The organism is Paenibacillus sp. PK1-4R (genome assembly GCF_030369595.1).
Classification (GTDB): Bacteria; Bacillota; Bacilli; order Paenibacillales; family Paenibacillaceae; genus Paenibacillus.
The window spans coordinates 6,022,286-6,041,337 of sequence record NZ_CP126535.1 but is presented as its reverse complement, the minus strand read 5'-3'; the positions used below and the strand labels follow the sequence as shown (position 1 = coordinate 6,041,337).

Here is a 19,052-nt window from a genome sequence, read left to right as displayed (position 1 = left end):
CTTTTAATCTCACCTTTGATTGAAATACTCGATTGTTTTCTCAATAAATGCCTTGGCCGATTGCGTCAGGTAACGGTCGGAGCGATGGATAATCTCAAAGTGTCGGTATGGCGGATCGTCTGTAATTCGGATGCAACGTAGCGTGGGCTCATTCATGGCTTTGATCAGAGGATAAGGCAGCAGTGTTCCTCCGACGTTGGCTTTGACCAAGCTAATGATGGAGGTTGCCGAACTGGTCTCCATGATGGTATTTAGGGTGAATCCATATTTACGGCAATAGCCATCGACCAATTCTCTGCCCGTAAATCCTTCGGGGAACATCACCGTTTGGATATCACGTAGCTCCTGAATTTCAATTGTGCTTCGTTCAGCCCAATCATGATTCTCGGAAACGACGAGTACATATTCTTCACTGCACAAAGGAATGCGCACAAGCCGCCTATCAGGGGCAGACGTGATCTCGATGCCGATGTCGACTTCATTTTCCAACACTTGATTTACGACATAGATCGAAGAGATAACCTTCAACTGCACCTTGGGGAATCGAGCATGAAAATCAACGAGCAGCGGAGTGATACGGTAATCCAAATCGGATGGAAGAACACCAATAACCAATCGTCCCCGCTGATCATTGCGAAATTCAGCCAACGCATCTTGGGTATTCTGTAAATGCCGGATCATCTGTACACAGTGCTCCAGAAACAGAGTGCCTGCCTGGGTCATCACAATTTTTTTGCCAACACGGTCAAACAAAGGAACACCAAGTTCATCCTCTAACCCACGTATTTGTTGACTCAACGTAGGTTGAGATATGCCAAGTTTCTCAGCTGCCCGTGTAAAATGAAGCTCCTCACACACTGTAATAAAGTTTTCCATTTGACGAATCTCCATAAATTCACCTCTAATCATTGGTTTTAGTAATCATTTTAATAGAAACAATAGTATTGTTCAATCATTCTAATGATCCTATACTTAATCGTGTACCACCCGAAGATCTTGTCATTAACAATTGGGATCTTTGGTGAAGGCAACGATACTACTACCATGAGGTGATCCATAATGAAACTTTTTTATATTGTATTGGCGCTTATTCTTGCTTCACTGAACTTAAGACCACCGATTACTTCCATTTCTCCTCTGATGAGTACCATACAGAATGATCTGGGTTTGAGTGGCATGACCGCCAGTCTGTTAACTACACTACCGGTATTATGTATGGGCATATTCGCTCCATTCTCTGTAAGACTAAGTAGAAGGTGGGGGAACGAAGGTGCCATTGTGCTGGCTTTAATCCTTATTGGGATAGGTACGGGATTACGATTGTTCGTAGGCGCAACTCCGTTGATGATGTTCACTTCTTTTCTGTCAGGTGTAGGGATTGCATTGGCAGGGCCGCTGTTGTCAAGCTTCATTAAGCAGTATTTCCCTAACCGAGTGGCAGCCATGGTCGGCATCTACTCTACAGCGATGGTGATGGGGGCCAGCATTAGTGTGGGATTATCGGTTCCGCTCCAGCATACGCTAGGTGGATCTTGGAAAGGTTCTTTGGCTACATGGGCATTACTTGCAGCCATTGCATTGCCGATCTGGTTAAAATTAGCTTGGTCTGCGCGTACAGAGCGACAATCCGGACAAACTTCGTCTGTCATTCATGCAACACTTCCGGTGAAGAACAGGCGTGCATGGGTGCTGACACTGTTCTTCGGACTGATGGCCGCGATCTTCTATTCATTAACCGCCTGGCTTGCGCCAGCCATTCAAAGCCATGGATATAGCCAAGAGACTGCTGGCAACATCCAAACGTTATTTACATTGATATCACTGCCCTCAACGTTATTCATTCCCATGCTTGTACACCGATACCAAAAACGTGTCTTCTGGCTTGTTGGATGTGCGATGTTGGAGTTAACAGGTGTCCTGATGCTGAATCTCTCTGTCAGTCCGTGGCTCGCGGCGATTCCGCTCGGGATTGGTGCAGGTGGACTGTTCCCGATTGCACTTATGTTGCCGATTGATGAGACAAACAATGCTCAGGAAGCGAGTAGCTGGTCCGCTATGACTCAATCTGGTGGCTACATTCTTGGAGCACTTGGGCCGCTGGCGATTGGTTGGCTCCGCGATCTAACAGGCAGCTTTGTGCAAGCATTTTATGGTTTGGCTATCATCATCGTGTTGCAGATTATCGTTCAATTGGCTATTGGCAATAAAAAAAGCTTAAAAGTTAGCCAGGAGCAGAGCTAAAAGGCATGTGAAGTAAAATGGATATAGAAATATGATCTTTATACATGATCCAACAAGTCCAGATAGTACTGCCTTAATGCTTTCTGTAAGATGACGGGCTCTATAATCTTAATCGATTTACCATAGCCCGCAAGGTATCTCACTATGAAATCAAGCTCGTGAGGTTCATACGAACCGACAAGATACATGTATCCCATCTTCTCGATGATCTGCATAGATGGGAAATGTTCTTGCTGGAATAGCTCCATCCCGGCTTCATCAATCAGGCATTTGAATGGAATTGCTTGTTCCGATGGTTTCCATAGAGATTGGGCATCCTGTGAATAGAGTTCCTTTACATGAGTTAAAGGTTCAATCTCTGTTGTTTCGGCTGAAATGATGCGGTCGCAGCGGAATACACGATAAGCTTGTTTATGCAGATCATAGGCCTGACAATACCAATAGCCTTTCCTGGCATAGAGTGTGATGGGTTGAATGGTGCGGATATTGGTGTTTGCAGAAGATGGCCTTTGATCAGAGGATCTACGCTGATTAGCGTACGTAATCTGGATCACTATATTCTGAACAGCAGCCATCAACAGAAACTCCAAATGTGCACTGTCGCGGATCTGCTCGGTATGTTGGAAGTAAACCCGGTGTTGGATGTTTTCAATATCCTGTCGTTGCTTGTCGGATAACGCGCTCATAAATTTCTCATGAATGGTACGGAAAGAGACTTGAAAGGGTAAGCTGGAGAAGCTGCGGAGAGCCTGCATCGCAAAATAAAGGGCATGAAGCTCACCCGTATTAAACGAAATGGGAGGCAGCTGCATCTGTTGCAGCAGTCGATATCCGCCGTAGCGTCCATATTCGACATAGATGGGCGCACCTAACTCTTCCAATGAAGTGATATCTCTTAACGCGGTTCGTTTGGAGATCTGGAACTCCTGCATGAGATCTTGCAGAGTGAACTGTTGTTTTTGATTAATGAAGCGCAGCATCTGGTTCATACGTTCTGATTTTTTCATATCAAACCCTCTTAATGGTGCCATGGATTGGCACCTTTCGTTGTTATAGTGATAAGTGTAATCCAATAGGAACAAGGAGGCAATATAATGAATTTTGAAGTGATACCATTTTTGTCGATGAACGGGGATGCGGCGGCAGCCATTGCTTTTTATGAGGAGTTTCTGGGCGCTAAGGTGATATTCAAGAAAAGTTATAAAGAGATGAAGGAGATGAACCCAGGTTTCGAGTACCCTGCCGGTCAAGATGAGTATATTACACATTCGGTGCTGGAGATTGGGGTCAACAAAGTCATGATTGCGGAAGAAGCAATGGACACGGAGAGAGCATGGCAGCTGGGGAACAGCACTTCACTATGTATTCAATCCAAGGATAAAAATACAATCGATCAACTGTATCATTCTCTGATGCATCATGAGGGCGTGAAGGTACTGGTACCTTACGAGCAAAATGAATTCAGCCCAGGTTATGGCATTGTACGGGACCCATTTGGCATTGCGATTCAGCTGTGTGTAACTGTGCACGATTTTTAAAATGAGTTCAGGCCCCCGGTTAAGCACTTGGTATGTAAACCTGTAACTAACTTAAAAACATCAAAAAAAGAAGAGCCATGGATATCATGCGCTCTTCTTTCTTCGGTTTCTATGCAAGGTCGTTTGAACAGCCATCAGGATAAGTGAGACAGCTCGATGGTTATAGCAGACCTCTTTTCGTGTAAATCATATAGGTACGGATGTCGCCGTGTACAAGCAAGTTTAATGGATAAAGGAAAGAAGGGATAACATGATTACGAGAGGAATCGACCATATTGGAATAACTGTACCGGATATGGAGCAGGCGACACTATTTCTACAACAGGCGTTTGGAGCTCAACTTGCCTATGACCATATAACGCCGGATGATCCCCCACAGGAAGGACCTGAGGCAGAGCGTAAATTAGGACTGCGTTCAGGAGCAAAGGTTATTCATATTCGGATGTTATCGCTCGGGGAGAGTGCCAGTATAGAGTTATTTCAGTACGCGAATACAGCGCAATCAGAGCCAGTTAGGGCATCGGATTACGGATTGCAGCATATGGCGTTGTACGTGGACGATATGCAAGAAGCTGCACGACACTTCAAGGAAGCGGGCGGGGTGTTGCTAACAGAGCCTGGGGCGTTGACCGGTTATATTGAAGGCGGAGAAGGCAATCAGTTTGTGTATGGAAGGACACCTTGGGGGATGCTGATCGAGCTGATCTCCTATCCTGCGGGCATTCAGTATCCGAATCACAGTGAAGCGAAGCGCTGGACACCACGAAAAAAATAATAAAGATGAGACTGGATAAGAAACAGGACGATGCACGACAAATCGTTCTGTTTTTCTTGTATATAGGGGCTAAACGGTTACTAAAAAAACAGAAATTATGTTACAAATACTGAAGTGTATACCTCTTTGCCTTATGTTACGATACGTACAAGTAGATACAGAGATATTTTACGGATAAGATAGTTAATAACGTCTCTTTTCTGGACGATGAACATGCTCCGAAAGTATGTTGATGGAAGCCTTTTATCCAGGATATTGAAGAAACATTGAAACGAAGGAACAACTATATATTTTGACTGAACAGGTTTGCAATAAAGTGCAGGGATACTACTACAGCAAGCCATTGTCAGCGGATGAGGTGGAGCAGATTTTCTTTTGAAAAAATAAATAACAACAGGTGATCCAAAATGCTGCAAATCGGGTATCAATAGTAGAGCCATCTAGAACCTGATGGATACATATTTTATTGTGATCGTTGTTTGCTAGTTAAAAGGCTGTCTATTATGGAATGAACTGTGGGGGTTATCAAGTGCCTATATTAGCTATGGAAAAGAAAGATGTTGTCACCGATGCACTGGTCATCAAGGCGATGGAGAAAAGTCTGGCTATTATTCGATTCGATCTGGATCGACGGGTAACTTATGTGAATGAAGTTTTTGCCCAGACCATGGGATATACGGTAGATGAGATGTATGGAATGAAGCATCAGCAACTATGCTTCGGTAATTTTGCGAATACCCCGGAATATGATGCTTTTTGGAATAGTATATTAAATGGTGTCAGCTTCCAAGATAAGGTTGAACGCAAGGATGCAAAGGGGAATTCCGTATGGCTTGAGGCGACGTATATGCCGGTGTACGATGAGATGAATCAGAAGATACTGGGTGTCTCCAAGATTGCCACCAACATCACCAACCGTCAGAACAACATTTCGGTCGTAGTGAATGAGCTGAAAACGATGTCTCATGAACTAAATGGGCAGGCAGATGTAGGCATTGAACGCAGTCAGGAGTTAATGTCCAGTATCTCCTATATCTCAGAGGTGTCGGCTACTAACCGTGCAACGCTGACTCATTTGCAGGAACAGGCCGGATCGATTCAGGGTGTGGTACGAACGATACGCGAGATTTCGTCTCAGACGCAACTGCTCGCGTTGAATGCTGCCATTGAGGCTGCACATGCAGGAGAATTTGGACGAGGATTCGATATCGTGGCCAAGGAAGTTAAGAAACTATCCGCAATGGTGGAGAGTTCGATTAATGAGATTCGTGATAGCGTTACCGGAATAACGAAGGAGATTGGTAATATCACAGGCGGTACCAAAAAAGTAGAAGAATATGTGGAGCAGAGCCAGAAGCAGATTGAGATCGCATTGAATGATTTTACAGCAATTGCTGCTTCAGCTCACTTGTTGGATGCCAAAGCGGAGCATGTGACCAGAATCGTATAATTATAGAGCAAATAGTGGTTCCTAATACAGGAACCGCTTTTTTTTGTCGTTTAGTACACAAAAAAACGGGAATTATTGTGATCAAACGGGGACACAATACTTGGGAATACCTGCAGCTTCATCATGCAGAGAAATGTTGGGGTGGGAACATGTGGTCAACAATTGTATCCTACGTGCCGGATTGGTCCATATGGATTCAGGCATTCTTGGTCTTCATCATTCCAATTGGTATTACATTGAGCACACGCTGGATCAATGCTGCCATTAAGCGCGGAAGCTTCTCTCGCTCGAAGCAATCGTCCGTATCCTCGAAGGATATCTCGCCAGCAGCCAAAGGGCAGGGTGAAGGGACCGAAACAGGCCACTATGCCAATATTAAATTAACCGAAAAGTACAGCATAAATCTGACGAGTGTGAAAGAAAGCTTTGGTCTCAATGCAGACGTGCATATTCGGGAATTTATTATTAGGGGAACGAATACACGGGCTGCGGTGATCTATACCGAAGGCCTGGTAGATCAGGACTTAGTTGATGATCACTTGATTACACCGTTGATGTTCGAAGGTGTTCCTCTACTTAAGCAGGAGGGTTTCCTTCATCCAGACAACGCACACTTACTGTCGGCATATCTGCAAGATCAATTACTTCCTGTCAGTCTGGTTGAGGAGACGAAGTCCCTCCAAGAACTCGCAGTTGGTGTGTTGTTTGGGAAAAATGCACTGCTGGTTGATGGTTTGCCGGGTGCTTTATTAATTGGAGCTCATAAGATCAAAACACGTGGTGTAAATGAACCCCTGTCAGAGGGGCTGCTTCGTGGGCCACGTATTGGTTTTACAGAGCAATTAAGCGATAATACAGGCATTTTGCGTCGTTATGGAAGTGATCAGAGCCTGTTTATTAAGAAGTATGAAGTGGGTTCACGGATCAAAAAAGATTTGGCGATAGCCTATATTCAGGATATTGCCGATCCCAATCTCGTGGCTGAAGTATGCAAGCGAATTGAAGAGATGGATATGGATTCGATGTTGGAATCAGGTTATGTGGAACAACTCATCGAAGACAGTACCCTGAGTCCTTTTCAACAGGTACTGAATACGGAAAGACCTGACCGGGTGATGGGTGCCCTTCTGGAAGGTCGAGTGGCAATTTTGTTGGATGGAACGCCGTTTGTATTAATCGTACCAGTGACCTTTAGCATGTTGCTTCAGTCTCCCGAGGACTATTATGAACGCTGGATTCCCGGAACATTTTTGCGAGTGCTACGTTTTATGGCCGCGATGCTGGCATTGCTTGCTCCTGCGCTCTATATCTCGTTTATCTCGTTCCATCCGGGTCTTATTCCAACGAAGCTGGTATTGACGATTATTGAAACGCGGACAGGCGTGCCGTTTCCTTCGATCATTGAAGTACTGATCATGGAACTTTCGATTGAGATTCTGAGGGAGGCAGGGATACGGCTGCCTAAACCAATTGCGCCAGCGATGGGTATCGTAGGAGGTCTGATTATTGGCCAAGCAGCGGTGCAAGCGGGAATAATAAGCCAATTCCTGGTCATTGTCGTTGCGGTAACAGCCATCTCTTCCTTTACGATTCCGGTCTATAGTGCGGGATTAACGCTAAGAATTCTGCGATTTGCCGCTATGTTCAGCGCAGCCGTACTTGGATTGTTTGGCGTGGTTATGTTCTTTCTGCTTGTGTGTACACATCTGGCACGACTCTCAAGCTTTGGCGTACCTTATGTTGCACCAGCGGTACCTTATCACATGAATGAATGGAAGGATTTTGTTATCCGTGCACCGCTAAATATGATGAGAATGCGTCCCAAGATGACTAATCCGATAGATGATGATCGGAAAAAATAAATGGAATTGCATCTACTGAAGGTCTGGAGGTGAACTAAAGTGAATGGCTCCCAAGGAAAGCTAACCACGACACAGGCCGTTGTAATTATTGTCAATTACATGCTTGGTGCCGGGATATTGACGTTGCCTCGAACGACTAGCAAAGCTGTCGGAACACCGGATGTCTGGATTTCCATTATCCTATCTGGATTCATTATCATAGGTGTCGGAATAATTCTGGTTACACTGTGTCGCAGATTTCCGGAGAAAACCGTCTTCCAGTTCACTCGTGAGATTACGGGCAGCTGGATTGCTTACATACTGGGATTGTCTATGATTATGTATTTCATAGTGATTGCCGCATTCGAAATCAGAGTTATGGCTGAAGTAACCGGGATGTATCTACTCGAACGCACCCCCACCTGGGCAATTGTGATGGTCTTCATGTGGATCGGTGTATATATGATCTCAGGCGGGCTTGGCGTTATCGTACGCGTGTTTGAGATCATCCTTCCGATTACGATTATTATATTTGTGATTGAAATTTTGCTTAGTAATCAGCTATTCGAGATAGGCAATTTGAGACCCGTGCTCGGTGATGGGCTTATGCCCGTTTTCCATGGGTTGAAGCCTTCACTATTATCTTATACAGGCTATGAGGTGATGTTAATCATGACTGCCTATATGAAAAATCCGAAAAAGAGCAATAAAGCGATGACCTGGGGGATACTCATATCCACTATTATCTACTTGATCACGGTGGTGATGGTTATAGGCAGTTTATCGCTCGATGGCATCAAAACTCGAACTTGGCCAACGCTGGATTTGGTAAGGAGCTTCGAAATTCAGGGTCTGATATTCGAGCGTTTTGAATCCTTATTGCTGGTCATCTGGATTATGCAAATCTTTTCGACTACAGCTATTACACATTACTGTGCTTCGGTGGGTATTCGTGATTTGTTTCGTTCCAAAAAAATCAAAGGCATCATGTACGGCCTGCTTCCGTTCATTTATCTGACAGCAATGATTCCCAAAACCGTGGATGATACCTTCAAACTAGGAGATATGCTGGGCAATGTGTCCGTATTTTTGTTTGGCATTTTACCTCTGGTACTACTGTTGTTAAGTCTGATTCGCAAAAAAGGAGGCAAGCATGCATGATTCCACTCCGTATGTTGTTACGCTTAGCCACTGTATTATGCATTCTCTTAACGATATCCGGATGTTGGAGCAGTCGGGAGATAGAGGATCTAAGTGTCTACGTCGGTCTTGGGATCGATATCGGCAAAGAGACGGAATTTGAGAAAGACATCGCTAATCAGGGAGGAGCGTATTCCAAGCAGAACAATTTGACGGCCACGGTACAGATTGCTCCCGGTAATTCCAGCAGTCAAAAGAGCCAACAATCCGGTTCGCCTTCTTCTGGTAAAACGTCCTATTCCAATGAACAGCTTACCGGAGATTCCTTGCTGCAAATCTTTCGTCAGTTTGCACTGAGGCGAGATCATCCGCTCATCGGACATCATCTGAAGGTCATCGTTGTGTCCAAGGATATTGCCAAAAAGTATGGTCTGGATCAGCTGCTGGATTTTGTACTTCGGGATAACGATATTCGCCCTAACTGTCTGGTGTTGATTAGCCATCATCGCGCTGTTGATGTACTGACTTCAGATGATCCTTCCCGGATTCCAGCATTTTATCTGACAGGCATTACCGGTAATTCGTACTTGTCCAACAAAATCCTGGACCCTGTTCTACTCTCCAAATTAGATGCACAAATGCAATCTGGTTCCAGCTTCTTGCTCCAAAATGTACTGAACTCCAATGGAGAGGACAAATTCTCCGGTGCCAGTATCTTTGATGGGAAAACGACAAAATTCATCGGGGAACTCAGCCAAACGGATCTAGAAGGGCTATCGTGGATCAGACCTAAAGAAAAAGGAGGCATCTTGAAGACATACAATAAAGCGGGATTCACCGTGGTATATGAAATGAAAAAGAAAAAAACAAAAATAATTCCAAAAGTGGTTGGCGATGATATTTCATTCCATGTGAAGACTGAATCCGAAGGTTGGTTGATGGAGGATTGGCGTGCTCCCGAGGAAGAGGAAAAAGGTGCTTATCTCAGAGAATTGGAAAAAGAATTTGCTGAACTGGCCGAACAACAGATTCGACAGGTGTTATACAAACTTCAGCATACCTATAAAGTAGATGTTGCGGATTTTCGGGATAGCTTGCGTATCAAAGAACCCAAAACATGGAAAAAAGTCAAAGACGATTGGGATAAAATTTTTAGCACCGTGCCGATCACGTATGAGGTAAAGACCACCATCACCAATCCGGGGTCTTCCACCGAATAGCGAGGTGTGCCATTTATTATTTAAATGTTGACACATTCATGATAGATCGCTATATTAGTAAAAAATCATTTTCTTATCCAGAGAGGTGGAGGGACTGGCCCTTAGAAACCTCAGCAACAGATCTGAAGGATACTGTGCTAATTCCAGCGGGTGAAAGCCTGATAGATAGGAGCGTTTGTTTTTATTTGTCAGTAACGGCGCACTCTTTAGGCAGAGTGGGTCTTTTTTGTTTTTTCTGGATGAAGAAGTAGGGGAGCAGCAGGTATGGAGAACAACAACGACAAAGGGCATTTTCAGCGGAAAATGCAGGCACGGCATGTGGTCATGCTCTCTCTAGGAGGAGTCATTGGAACGGGATTATTCCTCAGCTCAGGTTACACCATTCAGCAAGCGGGACCACTGGGAACCATTCTGTCCTATCTGATCGGAGCCATTGTTGTATATCTGGTGATGCTCTGTCTTGGTGAACTGTCTGTTCATATGCCAGAGACGGGAGCATTTCATAGTTATGCAGCCAAATATATCGGACCGGCAACAGGCTACACGGTGGCTTGGTTATACTGGTTAACCTGGACTGTTGCGCTTGGCTCCGAATTCACAGCCGCCGGATTGCTGATGCAGCGCTGGTTCCCATCGGTCAACGTATGGATATGGAGTGCGCTCTTTGCACTGATGATCTTTCTGTTCAACGCTTTAACAGTGAAATTATTTGCGGAATCCGAGTTCTGGTTCTCATCTGTAAAAGTAGTGACGATCGTAATCTTCATTATTATCGGTGGCGCAGCCATGTTTGGTATCATTCCCATGGCGGATTCTGAACCGGCTCCATTTCTATCGAATATTACCGCATCCGGGTGGTTCCCTCATGGGGCTACAGCGATATTGATGACTATGCTTGCTGTAAACTTTGCCTTCTCAGGCACCGAGTTAATCGGCATTGCCGCAGGAGAAACGGAGAATCCGGAAAAGACGATTCCAAAAGCTATTCATACAACGCTGTGGCGTTTGGTTATTTTCTTCATCGGAACGATTATTATCTTGTCGGCCTTGCTGCCCATGTCGGATGCCAGTGTACTGGAAAGTCCGTTTGTAGCGGTAATGGAGCGGGTGGGAGTACCCTATGCAGCAGACATTATGAACTTTGTTATTCTAACGGCGATTCTCTCTGCTGCCAATTCGGGCCTATATGCATCTTCACGGATGCTCTGGTCTCTGGCTGATAAAAAAACAATCTCTCCGTGGTTTGCCAAACTGACCAAACGCGGGGTACCGCTGAATGCACTTCTGATCAGTATGGTGGGTGGTGCACTAGCTTTGCTGTCCAGCATCATTGCACCAGGTACCGTGTATATTACTCTGGTCTCCATCTCAGGTCTGGCTGTCGTTGCGGTATGGATGAGCATCAGTGCCTCCCAATACATGTTCCGCAGACAATATATCCGGGAAGGACATGCGGTCAAAGATCTGGTCTACCGCACACCACTGTATCCGGTGGTACCAATTGTTTCATTTATATTATGCCTGGCTTCATGCATAGGTATTGCCTTTGACCCGACACAGCGAATTGCGCTGTATTGTGGGGTTCCGTTTATCGCAGTATGTTACGCTGCTTATTATCTGACAGAACGTGTGAATAAGAAAAGAGGACAAGTACATGACGCAAGCACAACAGACTAACCCCATAGAACAGATCCTGCGTGAACATCCGGTCATGATTCTGGATGGAGCGCTGGCAACGGAACTTGAACAGCATGGATGTGATCTCGATGATCCACTATGGTCTGCTCGTGTGTTGCTTGAGAATCCGGATGTTATTGTTCAGGTCCATGCAGATTATTTTCGAGCAGGAGCCGACTGTGCGATTACATCCAGTTATCAGGCGACGGTGGATGGTTTCCGCAAGAGAGGGATTGATGAACAGGCAGCACTGGAGCTGATCCGCAAGACGGTGGAACTGGCTGCACAGGCGAGAGATGACGTGTGGGCAGAAGTGCAGGACGGTTTAGTAGGGAGAGAAAGCTCGACAGGTCAGCTTATAGGAGTTCCTTCGGTACGTTCCGAGACCGTGGAGAATGAGGAGCATATAACAGATCGTACAGGGGATCGCGAAGAAGACAGTCTTCGTCCACGTCCAATTATTGCCGGGTCCGTTGGACCGTACGGCGCCTATCTGGCGGATGGTTCAGAGTATGTGGGACATTACGGCGTGTCGGATGAGACGCTTGCCGCATTTCACCGTCCACGTATGGCGGCGCTGATTGAAGCGGGTGCTGATATTCTGGCGTTTGAGACGATTCCTTCCCTGCAGGAAGCACAGGTGCTGGTTGATGTACTGAAGGAGTTCCCTCATGCGTATGCTTGGTTATCTTTTTCTTTAAAAGACGGGACAAGCATCAGCGAGGGCACACCGCTTGAGGTATGTGCACAGACGTTTGGCTCCGAGCCGCAGATTGCAGCGATTGGCCTGAATTGTGCTCCCATGGAAGTGGTGACGGAAGCAGTGGGTATTTTGAGCCGTACCAGCGATAAACCTGTTATTGTGTATCCGAACTCGGGAGAAGTATATGATGCAGCAACGAAGACGTGGAGCGGACAGGGTACATGTGGCAGTATGAGTGATGCTTCGGAGCAGTGGGTTGCTGCGGGCGCAAAAATTATTGGTGGCTGTTGCCGTACTACGCCACATCAGATTGGTGAACTTGCGAAGAAGTGGCGGAATTAAAAGACTTGATGTAGGGTTGTACCCACTAGAGTACAACTAAATATGAAGAAGCCCACACGATCCATTAACTGGATTGGTGAGGGCTTTTTTTAGTGATTTAGCGTAAACATTAACATGAGGGAGGACATTCCTCGTCTGCTGCTTCTGATTAAGCTATTTAATTAACTGAGTGCTAACTAAGGTACGACCTTCGTCGCTTAGGATGTACAGACCCGTTGTGTTATTTAAAAATAGACGTTCCTTATTAAAATCAAATTCGCCATTTTTGTAAGTGTACAAAACGTTCAGGTTGCTTGTGTCCATAATAATTAGTTCTAGTTCATCTTCGTCATTCTTTTCAGATGTAAACATCAAACTTGTGCCATCCAAAGCCATATTGGGATATGATACTGGCAGGTATGCCTTCTCAGCAATTAATCTACCTGAAGATGAATATAGCTTGATTCGTTTATTTTTATAATCCACAAATATAAACCGATCTTTCAATGCAAAAAGCTCTGTTGAATTTTCTTTATAAGGAAGTTGTTTTGTCCACTTTAGCTGCCCCGTGCTGTTATAGCCTTTAAGCGTTAATGTTTTTTTGTAGATATTATAATATAGTAATGTGCCGTCAGATAGACTCTTAATCCCATTGTAACCTCTACCACCAGTGATCGTTTTAATTTTTTTTCCGGTTGTCAGGCTAATCAAGTATAAATCGGGATGATCGCCAAATGTACTGCCGACAATCACATCACCATGAATCTGTTGCATAAAATATGGAACCTTGAACTTTCGGCTTAAATTTCCGTTGGTATCATAATAGTAGAGTGTACTGCTTTTTGAATCATCAGAGTCTGCAATCACATACAAACTTCCATTTTCGCCTGGAATGGCTGACTCAGCCGAGTATAGTCTCCAATCTTCTGGCGGTCCGGGCAGAGAAGCTGTCCAACGGATCTGGCCCGTAGCTATATGCTTGGCATTGACTTGATTATCGTGGAAAATAAACATATATCCATCATCGGATAGCGTGTACTCGTTGTCCGTTGGAATCGACCAAAGTAGCTCCCCTGTTTTGGCATCCACACTGTCGATATAATAATCATTATTCTTGTCTACTTTAGTTACGAGCAGACTTTCATTCCCCATGGCATCTGTAACACTCTTCATTGAATATGAGCTTGTTGCACTCTGTCCACCGTTGGTAATATCATACCCCCATTGCAATTGCAGCAGATCTTTAGCCAGAGCTGGCTCGGATGGGATTGCAAGGAAGAAGCATAGGCTGGCTATAAGCCAATAGTTGATTCGCTTTAAACTCATGATTGGTAGACTCCTTATGTAATGTTCTCTGGATTATGGAAGTAACTGATACTTTCTTATCGTCTGCCCGTCAGAAGGCAGGAAAAATAATTCATTTTGCTTATTGAGGAACAATTCATCTCGATTAAACCGTACATCGTTCCAATCGTTCTGTGACACCCGATAGAGCTCTCTCAGATTATTTGAATCTCTAATCACGAGTTCTATTCCCTGTTCGGTGTATTGGATATACATAAAACTCTGTAAATCGATTGCCATTTTTAGAGGGCTATTTGGCTCACCTTGCATGTAGAAGGAATTTTCATTGACTCCTGTAATGAATTTTCCATCCGAATTCATAAGCATGATATTGCCTGCGGTTTGTTCCAGATACAGCACACGATTATGGATGATAAATATCTCGGGAGGCCCCTTTTTAAAAGAAAAATCATACTTCCATTTCAAAGCTCCCGTAGGCGAGTACGCCCTCAACTCAAGTTCACGGTTATTGATAAACTTCCGGGTTATTAGGGTTCCATCGTCCGTAACCCTATTCCCGTAGGGCAAGGTTGTTTCATTGGTCAGCACCGTTAGCTTCTTACCTGTAGAAAGATTAAAAACATGAGTATACGGACTTTTGTTGCCCGGTTGACCTAAAATAAAATTGCCTTCTATTGTGTAATATTGCATATAGGGGAGAACAAGCTTTTTGCTTCGATGTCCCTGTTCATCATAATAATAAAGAGTTACATATTTGTTTTTGTGATAAGTGAAAGAATAAACTGTTCCGTTTTTGGTGAAATCTGAGGACTGACCTTCACGAAAGTAAGGGTTTATTGAGGACCATATCGGTTTACCGGTTGTCAGATCCGAGACCGTAATAATATCATCTAATCTATTTTCATAGTCATCAGTTTCAGCAGGTTTGAAAGTATACATGTAACCATCACTAGTTGAACCATAATCAGATTCTGGCTTGGACCATCGGATGTCCCCGGTTTCGCCACTAATGTTCTCCACATAAATGAGGTCCTCATTCACAACCTTTCTCACCAGAATGTTTAGGTTGCCGGACGAATCCAGTCTGAAGTAATGCGGAGTGAATCCATCCCCCCATTGGCCAGAATCGACCTGCTTGACCCATTCAAGTTGTGGCACGGTCCTAGCCCAGGCCGAAGGCGTGCCAACCGACAACAATCCTACACTCAGGATGCTGATCAATAAACAAAATCGAATACAAAACCATTTCAAAATAAACAGCTCCTTAACAAAAATCGAGGTCAAACTTAATCTGGACCTACCGTTTCATTTTTAATATCCTGCACCAACCGTATGATCTCCGCAACACCTAGTAACAATAGTCCTGCTACAATACCGTTCATCATAACTGGAAGAGTCAAAGACCATTGAAAGCCATTGAACTCATTTTGCCCAACGAGGATACCGACAATAATGGATAGAATGATGCTAATCCAGGCTATCCACTTCAACAATTTACTCGTTTTATTTTTGTTGTACAAAGAAATTAACTCCTTTACCATAGTATGCCATTAAGTCTATCATATCTATCATTGCTAGGTATATAGGACTATTTCTGTGTCGGATTTAGAGTTTTGTTGAAATATATTGTCATGTATTTTAATGTCTGTCTGCTGCATGTTATTCAATAACAAGAATGCGCGGGGATGCCTGACGAATTACCTTGGATGATCTCCAGGAGCCAAAAGCTGCTGCAAGGGTACTCAGAGAAGAGAAAAGTATAATCCCCCACCAATTCAGAACCAACGGGATTTGTACAATACCGTATCCGGAGAGTACCTTTTCAAGCAACAACGGAAGAAGGTACACGCCAGCAATAACGCCAAACATCGAACCGATCAGGGATAACAATACGACTCCCAGTGTAATAGAGGACCGAATACTACCGGATGTCATTCCAATCGACTTATAAATGCCATACGTCTTGCTCTCTTTGCGAATACTGATCCGGCAGGTGCTGAAGATAATGATAAATGTAACCAAAATGAACAGCAGACCAATTAGAGCCATGGGGTACACAAGAATGCTTGCAGCTTCTGCATAAACGGAATCCAGCAGCGTTTTTTGCGTGACGATGGAAGCAGAGTCTTTGAACCGCTCATTCAATTGGTTAGCAATGGCTCCTGCCTGTGAAGGATCGTTGACATTGATAAACGCCACATTTACATCTCCGTAATCCGGATTCACGCTTCGAACCGCTTGAGCTGTGATTCTTCCGGATACCGACAAGTCGGAGATGGCCTGATAGATGCCCGAAATCATGAACGTGCGCTTCTCTCCTTCAATGTAGAGATCAATGAGATCTCCCATATCCTTGTTTAACATCTTGGCAACACTAACCCCGATTGAAATTTCATTTTCGAGTTCCGGATTGTTTCCTCTCAACGTCTCAAAACCAAGATCTTGATAGCTTCCATCCAGTACTCTTAGATAAAGACTGGTAGACTGGCTGGCCACGTCGGTTGAATCATCTGGAAGGATAACTCCGGTGATGTTCCCTTGCCAGCCCACATTTTTGATGCGAGGGTCTTCTTCCAATGCGCTCTGCAGCTCTGCTCTCGGAAACGTAGTTTTGTTCACAACAACTGCAGCAATGTTAGCATTGTCATAACCCCATTTGGCTGCCGTCTGATAGATTCCGGTAATGCTGGTCAGTACAACATAGCCGAGGACAAGTACGGAAGCAGCCATCGTTGTGAGCAATAACATCAGAACCGAGCTTTTGCTGTTTTTGATCAAATTGCGTATGCCGATTACAAAAGAGACGGGCAATCGTCCAAACAAGACCCGGTTTGCGAGCGGTGAATTCATTCGTCGCGCCATGCGTACATTGTCGCTCTCCGACATACCATACCGAATGGCCTGAACAGGCTCGATCGTGCGAGCTTTTCTGGCGTATAACACAACAAATGCAATAACCAAGACGAGTAACAGCAGCCCTACAACAATAGCAGCTCCAATGCCCTCAATTGGAAGATCACCCTGGCCAGTCCGCAGGGACGATACGGAGATGTTGATGATGAATTTGGAGACGAATACGCTAAGTACCAGCCCGGGAAGAACGGCGATGATGGACAGCAGGGCATATTGAATGACGTAGGTACCAATGGTGCCCCGGGAAGTGATTCCCAGCGATTTAAGGATACCTATCGTTTTGTAGTTGGCCAGAATGACATCGGATATGGTGAAGCCAATCGTAATGAGGGCAATAATCATCATGACGGCCCCTAAGAATATCATAATGAACCCAACGATCTGATTGATGATCAGATAAAAGGATGAGATACTTTCAAATTCCATTTTGGTTTCCAGAAATGGGGCACCTGTCTCGCTTGTATAACGATCCCAGTAGCTGGAGTTCGTACTGTAATCATCAAAATGGATGCCCATCATGTGAATATCTTTTCCTGCAAGCGTACTAAGATCATTTTGGTAATCCGTACTGTTCATCCAAATTCTTGCCGTATTGGTGAACGGTGCTCCATAAGGAACATCCACAACAATAGCTGAGACTGCGAGGTCAAGTGTGGAATATCCCGTTTTGAATTGAATGGTATCACCAACAGTGATGTTATAGCCATTCGCCATGGAAGTTGGGATCCATACGCTTCCTTGTTCAGGAGCCGAATGCTGTGTACCACTTGCAAATACAAGTTCATCTACACTCCACGGAGGAGGCGGGGTATTCATCATGTACAGATAAAGGTTAGGGATGTCAGTGCCGCCAAAAGTGATGCCCGACAAGATGCGGTAAGTAAGCAAAGGTGAGACTTGAACACCGTTCTGGGAAGCCCACCAGCCATGCACAGTTTGGGGATCATTCAGTCCTTTGTCGAACGTCAAGATCTGATGGGACCCGTTGGTCCGACTATGCATTTCCTTGAACTGGTTACCCGTATTGGCCAGAATGATGACAGATGTGGATACCAGTAGGGTAGACAGCAAAATAAGCAGCGCAATCAACGCATTTTGTATTTTGTTCCTACTCAGATACGACAAGCTAAGTTTAAACATGACTGCCATCGTTATTCCTTCCCCGTAACCAAAGCGAAGATAATCGCTTCACGATCCTGAATTTGATGTTCGTCATAGGTGTCAAACTCAAGGATTCCGCCAATCTTGCCGTCCAAAATGTAGATCAGGCGATCTGCCCGACAGGCGGCCTTGATATCATGCGTCACCATAACAACGGACTGTCCTTTCCGGTTGAGGTCTGTAAGGATATCGAGAACAGCTGTGCCGTGTTCCATATTCAAGCTTCCGGTCGGTTCATCCGCAAAAATGATATCCGGTGAATTGATCAAAGCCCGTGCAATCGCAGCTCGCTGCTGCTGTCCTCCGGAAGTTTGGGAGGGGAGGCGGTTACGCTGTCCATCAATATCCATGGCATTCATCAGCTCAGCAGCGCGGGATTGGATGTCCTTCTTTTTGTTTCCTGCGATATATCCCGGTAAAGCAATGTTCTCTTTGATGGAAAGGTCTGGGACCAGATTGATACTTTGATAGATATAACCGATCCGGCGGGTGCGGAAGTCGGACATTTGGCGTTCACTGTAAGCGTCAATCCGCTGGTCGCGAAAATAGACCTCACCTGCTGTAATCTGATCCAGTCCGCTTAGCAGATATAAGAGGGTTGATTTGCCAGAGCCAGAGTTACCCATGATGACTGTGAATTCCCCTTCATAGATGTCAAGATCAACATTACGGATGGCATGATGTTGTTCACTTCCGCTGTTGTATGTTTTGCACAGATTCTGTGCACGGATAATCACTTTTTTGGACAAGTCGAATCACTCCCGAGT

The 19,052-nt window shown here is 44.8% G+C and carries 16 protein-coding genes and 1 riboswitch; of the genes, 9 read left to right on the top strand and 7 right to left on the bottom strand.

Features of this window, described 5'->3' with window-relative positions:
- Positions 1–9 precede the first annotated feature (9 nt).
- On the bottom strand, positions 10–876 hold the full coding sequence (locus QNO02_RS26380; protein WP_249913244.1) for a LysR family transcriptional regulator: 867 nt from the start codon (positions 874–876) through the stop codon (positions 10–12).
- 183 nt (positions 877–1,059) lie between these two features.
- Between QNO02_RS26380 and QNO02_RS26375 the strand changes: the two genes are divergently transcribed.
- The gene (locus QNO02_RS26375; protein ID WP_289390441.1) at positions 1,060–2,241 is read left to right on the top strand and encodes an MFS transporter; all 1,182 of its coding nucleotides are present in this window, start codon (positions 1,060–1,062) and stop codon (positions 2,239–2,241) included.
- Positions 2,242–2,279: 38 nt separating this feature from the next.
- Here QNO02_RS26375 and QNO02_RS26370 read toward each other — a convergent pair whose 3' ends face one another.
- Positions 2,280–3,248 (bottom strand): helix-turn-helix transcriptional regulator, encoded by a 969-nt coding sequence (locus QNO02_RS26370; protein ID WP_091038408.1) that lies wholly within the window; start codon positions 3,246–3,248, stop codon positions 2,280–2,282.
- 87 nt (positions 3,249–3,335) lie between these two features.
- On the opposite strand from QNO02_RS26370, the gene QNO02_RS26365 reads away from it, so the two are divergent.
- The 8 genes from QNO02_RS26365 (at position 3,336) to mmuM (ending at position 12,927) form a co-directional block, all read left to right on the top strand.
- Entirely contained in the window at positions 3,336–3,779 is a 444-nt protein-coding gene (locus QNO02_RS26365) for a VOC family protein (RefSeq protein ID WP_091038410.1), read from the top strand.
- A 250-nt stretch (positions 3,780–4,029) separates the two neighbouring features.
- Complete coding sequence (locus QNO02_RS26360; protein ID WP_206105822.1) at positions 4,030–4,554, top strand: VOC family protein; 525 nt, start codon at positions 4,030–4,032, stop codon at positions 4,552–4,554.
- A gap of 529 nt (positions 4,555–5,083) precedes the next feature.
- The gene (locus QNO02_RS26355; RefSeq protein ID WP_289390440.1) at positions 5,084–6,004 is read left to right on the top strand and encodes a methyl-accepting chemotaxis protein; all 921 of its coding nucleotides are present in this window, start codon (positions 5,084–5,086) and stop codon (positions 6,002–6,004) included.
- Between the two features lie 149 nt (positions 6,005–6,153).
- Positions 6,154–7,866, top strand: coding sequence for a spore germination protein (locus QNO02_RS26350; protein ID WP_091038413.1), 1,713 nt, complete (start codon positions 6,154–6,156; stop codon positions 7,864–7,866).
- Between the two features lie 39 nt (positions 7,867–7,905).
- Complete coding sequence (locus QNO02_RS26345) at positions 7,906–9,006, top strand: spore germination protein (RefSeq protein WP_289390439.1); 1,101 nt, start codon at positions 7,906–7,908, stop codon at positions 9,004–9,006.
- On the top strand, positions 9,003–10,205 hold the full coding sequence (locus QNO02_RS26340) for a Ger(x)C family spore germination protein (RefSeq protein ID WP_289390438.1): 1,203 nt from the start codon (positions 9,003–9,005) through the stop codon (positions 10,203–10,205). Before QNO02_RS26345 ends, QNO02_RS26340 begins: the two co-directional genes overlap by 4 nt.
- Positions 10,206–10,275: 70 nt before the next feature.
- Positions 10,276–10,377, top strand: a riboswitch (SAM riboswitch).
- 92 nt (positions 10,378–10,469) lie between these two features.
- Positions 10,470–11,882 carry an S-methylmethionine permease gene (mmuP, locus tag QNO02_RS26335; protein WP_289390437.1) on the top strand — a complete coding sequence of 471 codons (1,413 nt, stop codon included), beginning with the start codon at positions 10,470–10,472 and terminating at the stop codon, positions 11,880–11,882.
- Positions 11,860–12,927, top strand: coding sequence for a homocysteine S-methyltransferase (gene mmuM / locus QNO02_RS26330; RefSeq protein WP_289390436.1), 1,068 nt, complete (start codon positions 11,860–11,862; stop codon positions 12,925–12,927). The genes mmuP and mmuM overlap by 23 nt, the downstream gene beginning before the upstream one ends.
- Before the next feature lie 153 nt (positions 12,928–13,080).
- Here the strand turns inward: mmuM and QNO02_RS26325 are convergent, their stop codons facing one another.
- From QNO02_RS26325 to QNO02_RS26305, 5 genes are all read right to left on the bottom strand, one after another.
- Positions 13,081–14,232 (bottom strand): outer membrane protein assembly factor BamB family protein, encoded by a 1,152-nt coding sequence (locus QNO02_RS26325; RefSeq protein WP_289390435.1) that lies wholly within the window; start codon positions 14,230–14,232, stop codon positions 13,081–13,083.
- Positions 14,233–14,265: 33 nt separating this feature from the next.
- Complete coding sequence (locus QNO02_RS26320) at positions 14,266–15,231, bottom strand: hypothetical protein (RefSeq protein WP_289390434.1); 966 nt, start codon at positions 15,229–15,231, stop codon at positions 14,266–14,268.
- Between the two features lie 266 nt (positions 15,232–15,497).
- Complete coding sequence (locus QNO02_RS26315; protein ID WP_289390433.1) at positions 15,498–15,731, bottom strand: hypothetical protein; 234 nt, start codon at positions 15,729–15,731, stop codon at positions 15,498–15,500.
- A 139-nt stretch (positions 15,732–15,870) separates the two neighbouring features.
- Positions 15,871–18,273 carry an ABC transporter permease gene (locus tag QNO02_RS26310; RefSeq protein WP_289390432.1) on the bottom strand — a complete coding sequence of 801 codons (2,403 nt, stop codon included), beginning with the start codon at positions 18,271–18,273 and terminating at the stop codon, positions 15,871–15,873.
- Positions 18,274–18,275: 2 nt separating this feature from the next.
- Positions 18,276–19,034 carry an ABC transporter ATP-binding protein gene (locus QNO02_RS26305; RefSeq protein WP_249913235.1) on the bottom strand — a complete coding sequence of 253 codons (759 nt, stop codon included), beginning with the start codon at positions 19,032–19,034 and terminating at the stop codon, positions 18,276–18,278.
- Positions 19,035–19,052 lie beyond the last annotated feature (18 nt).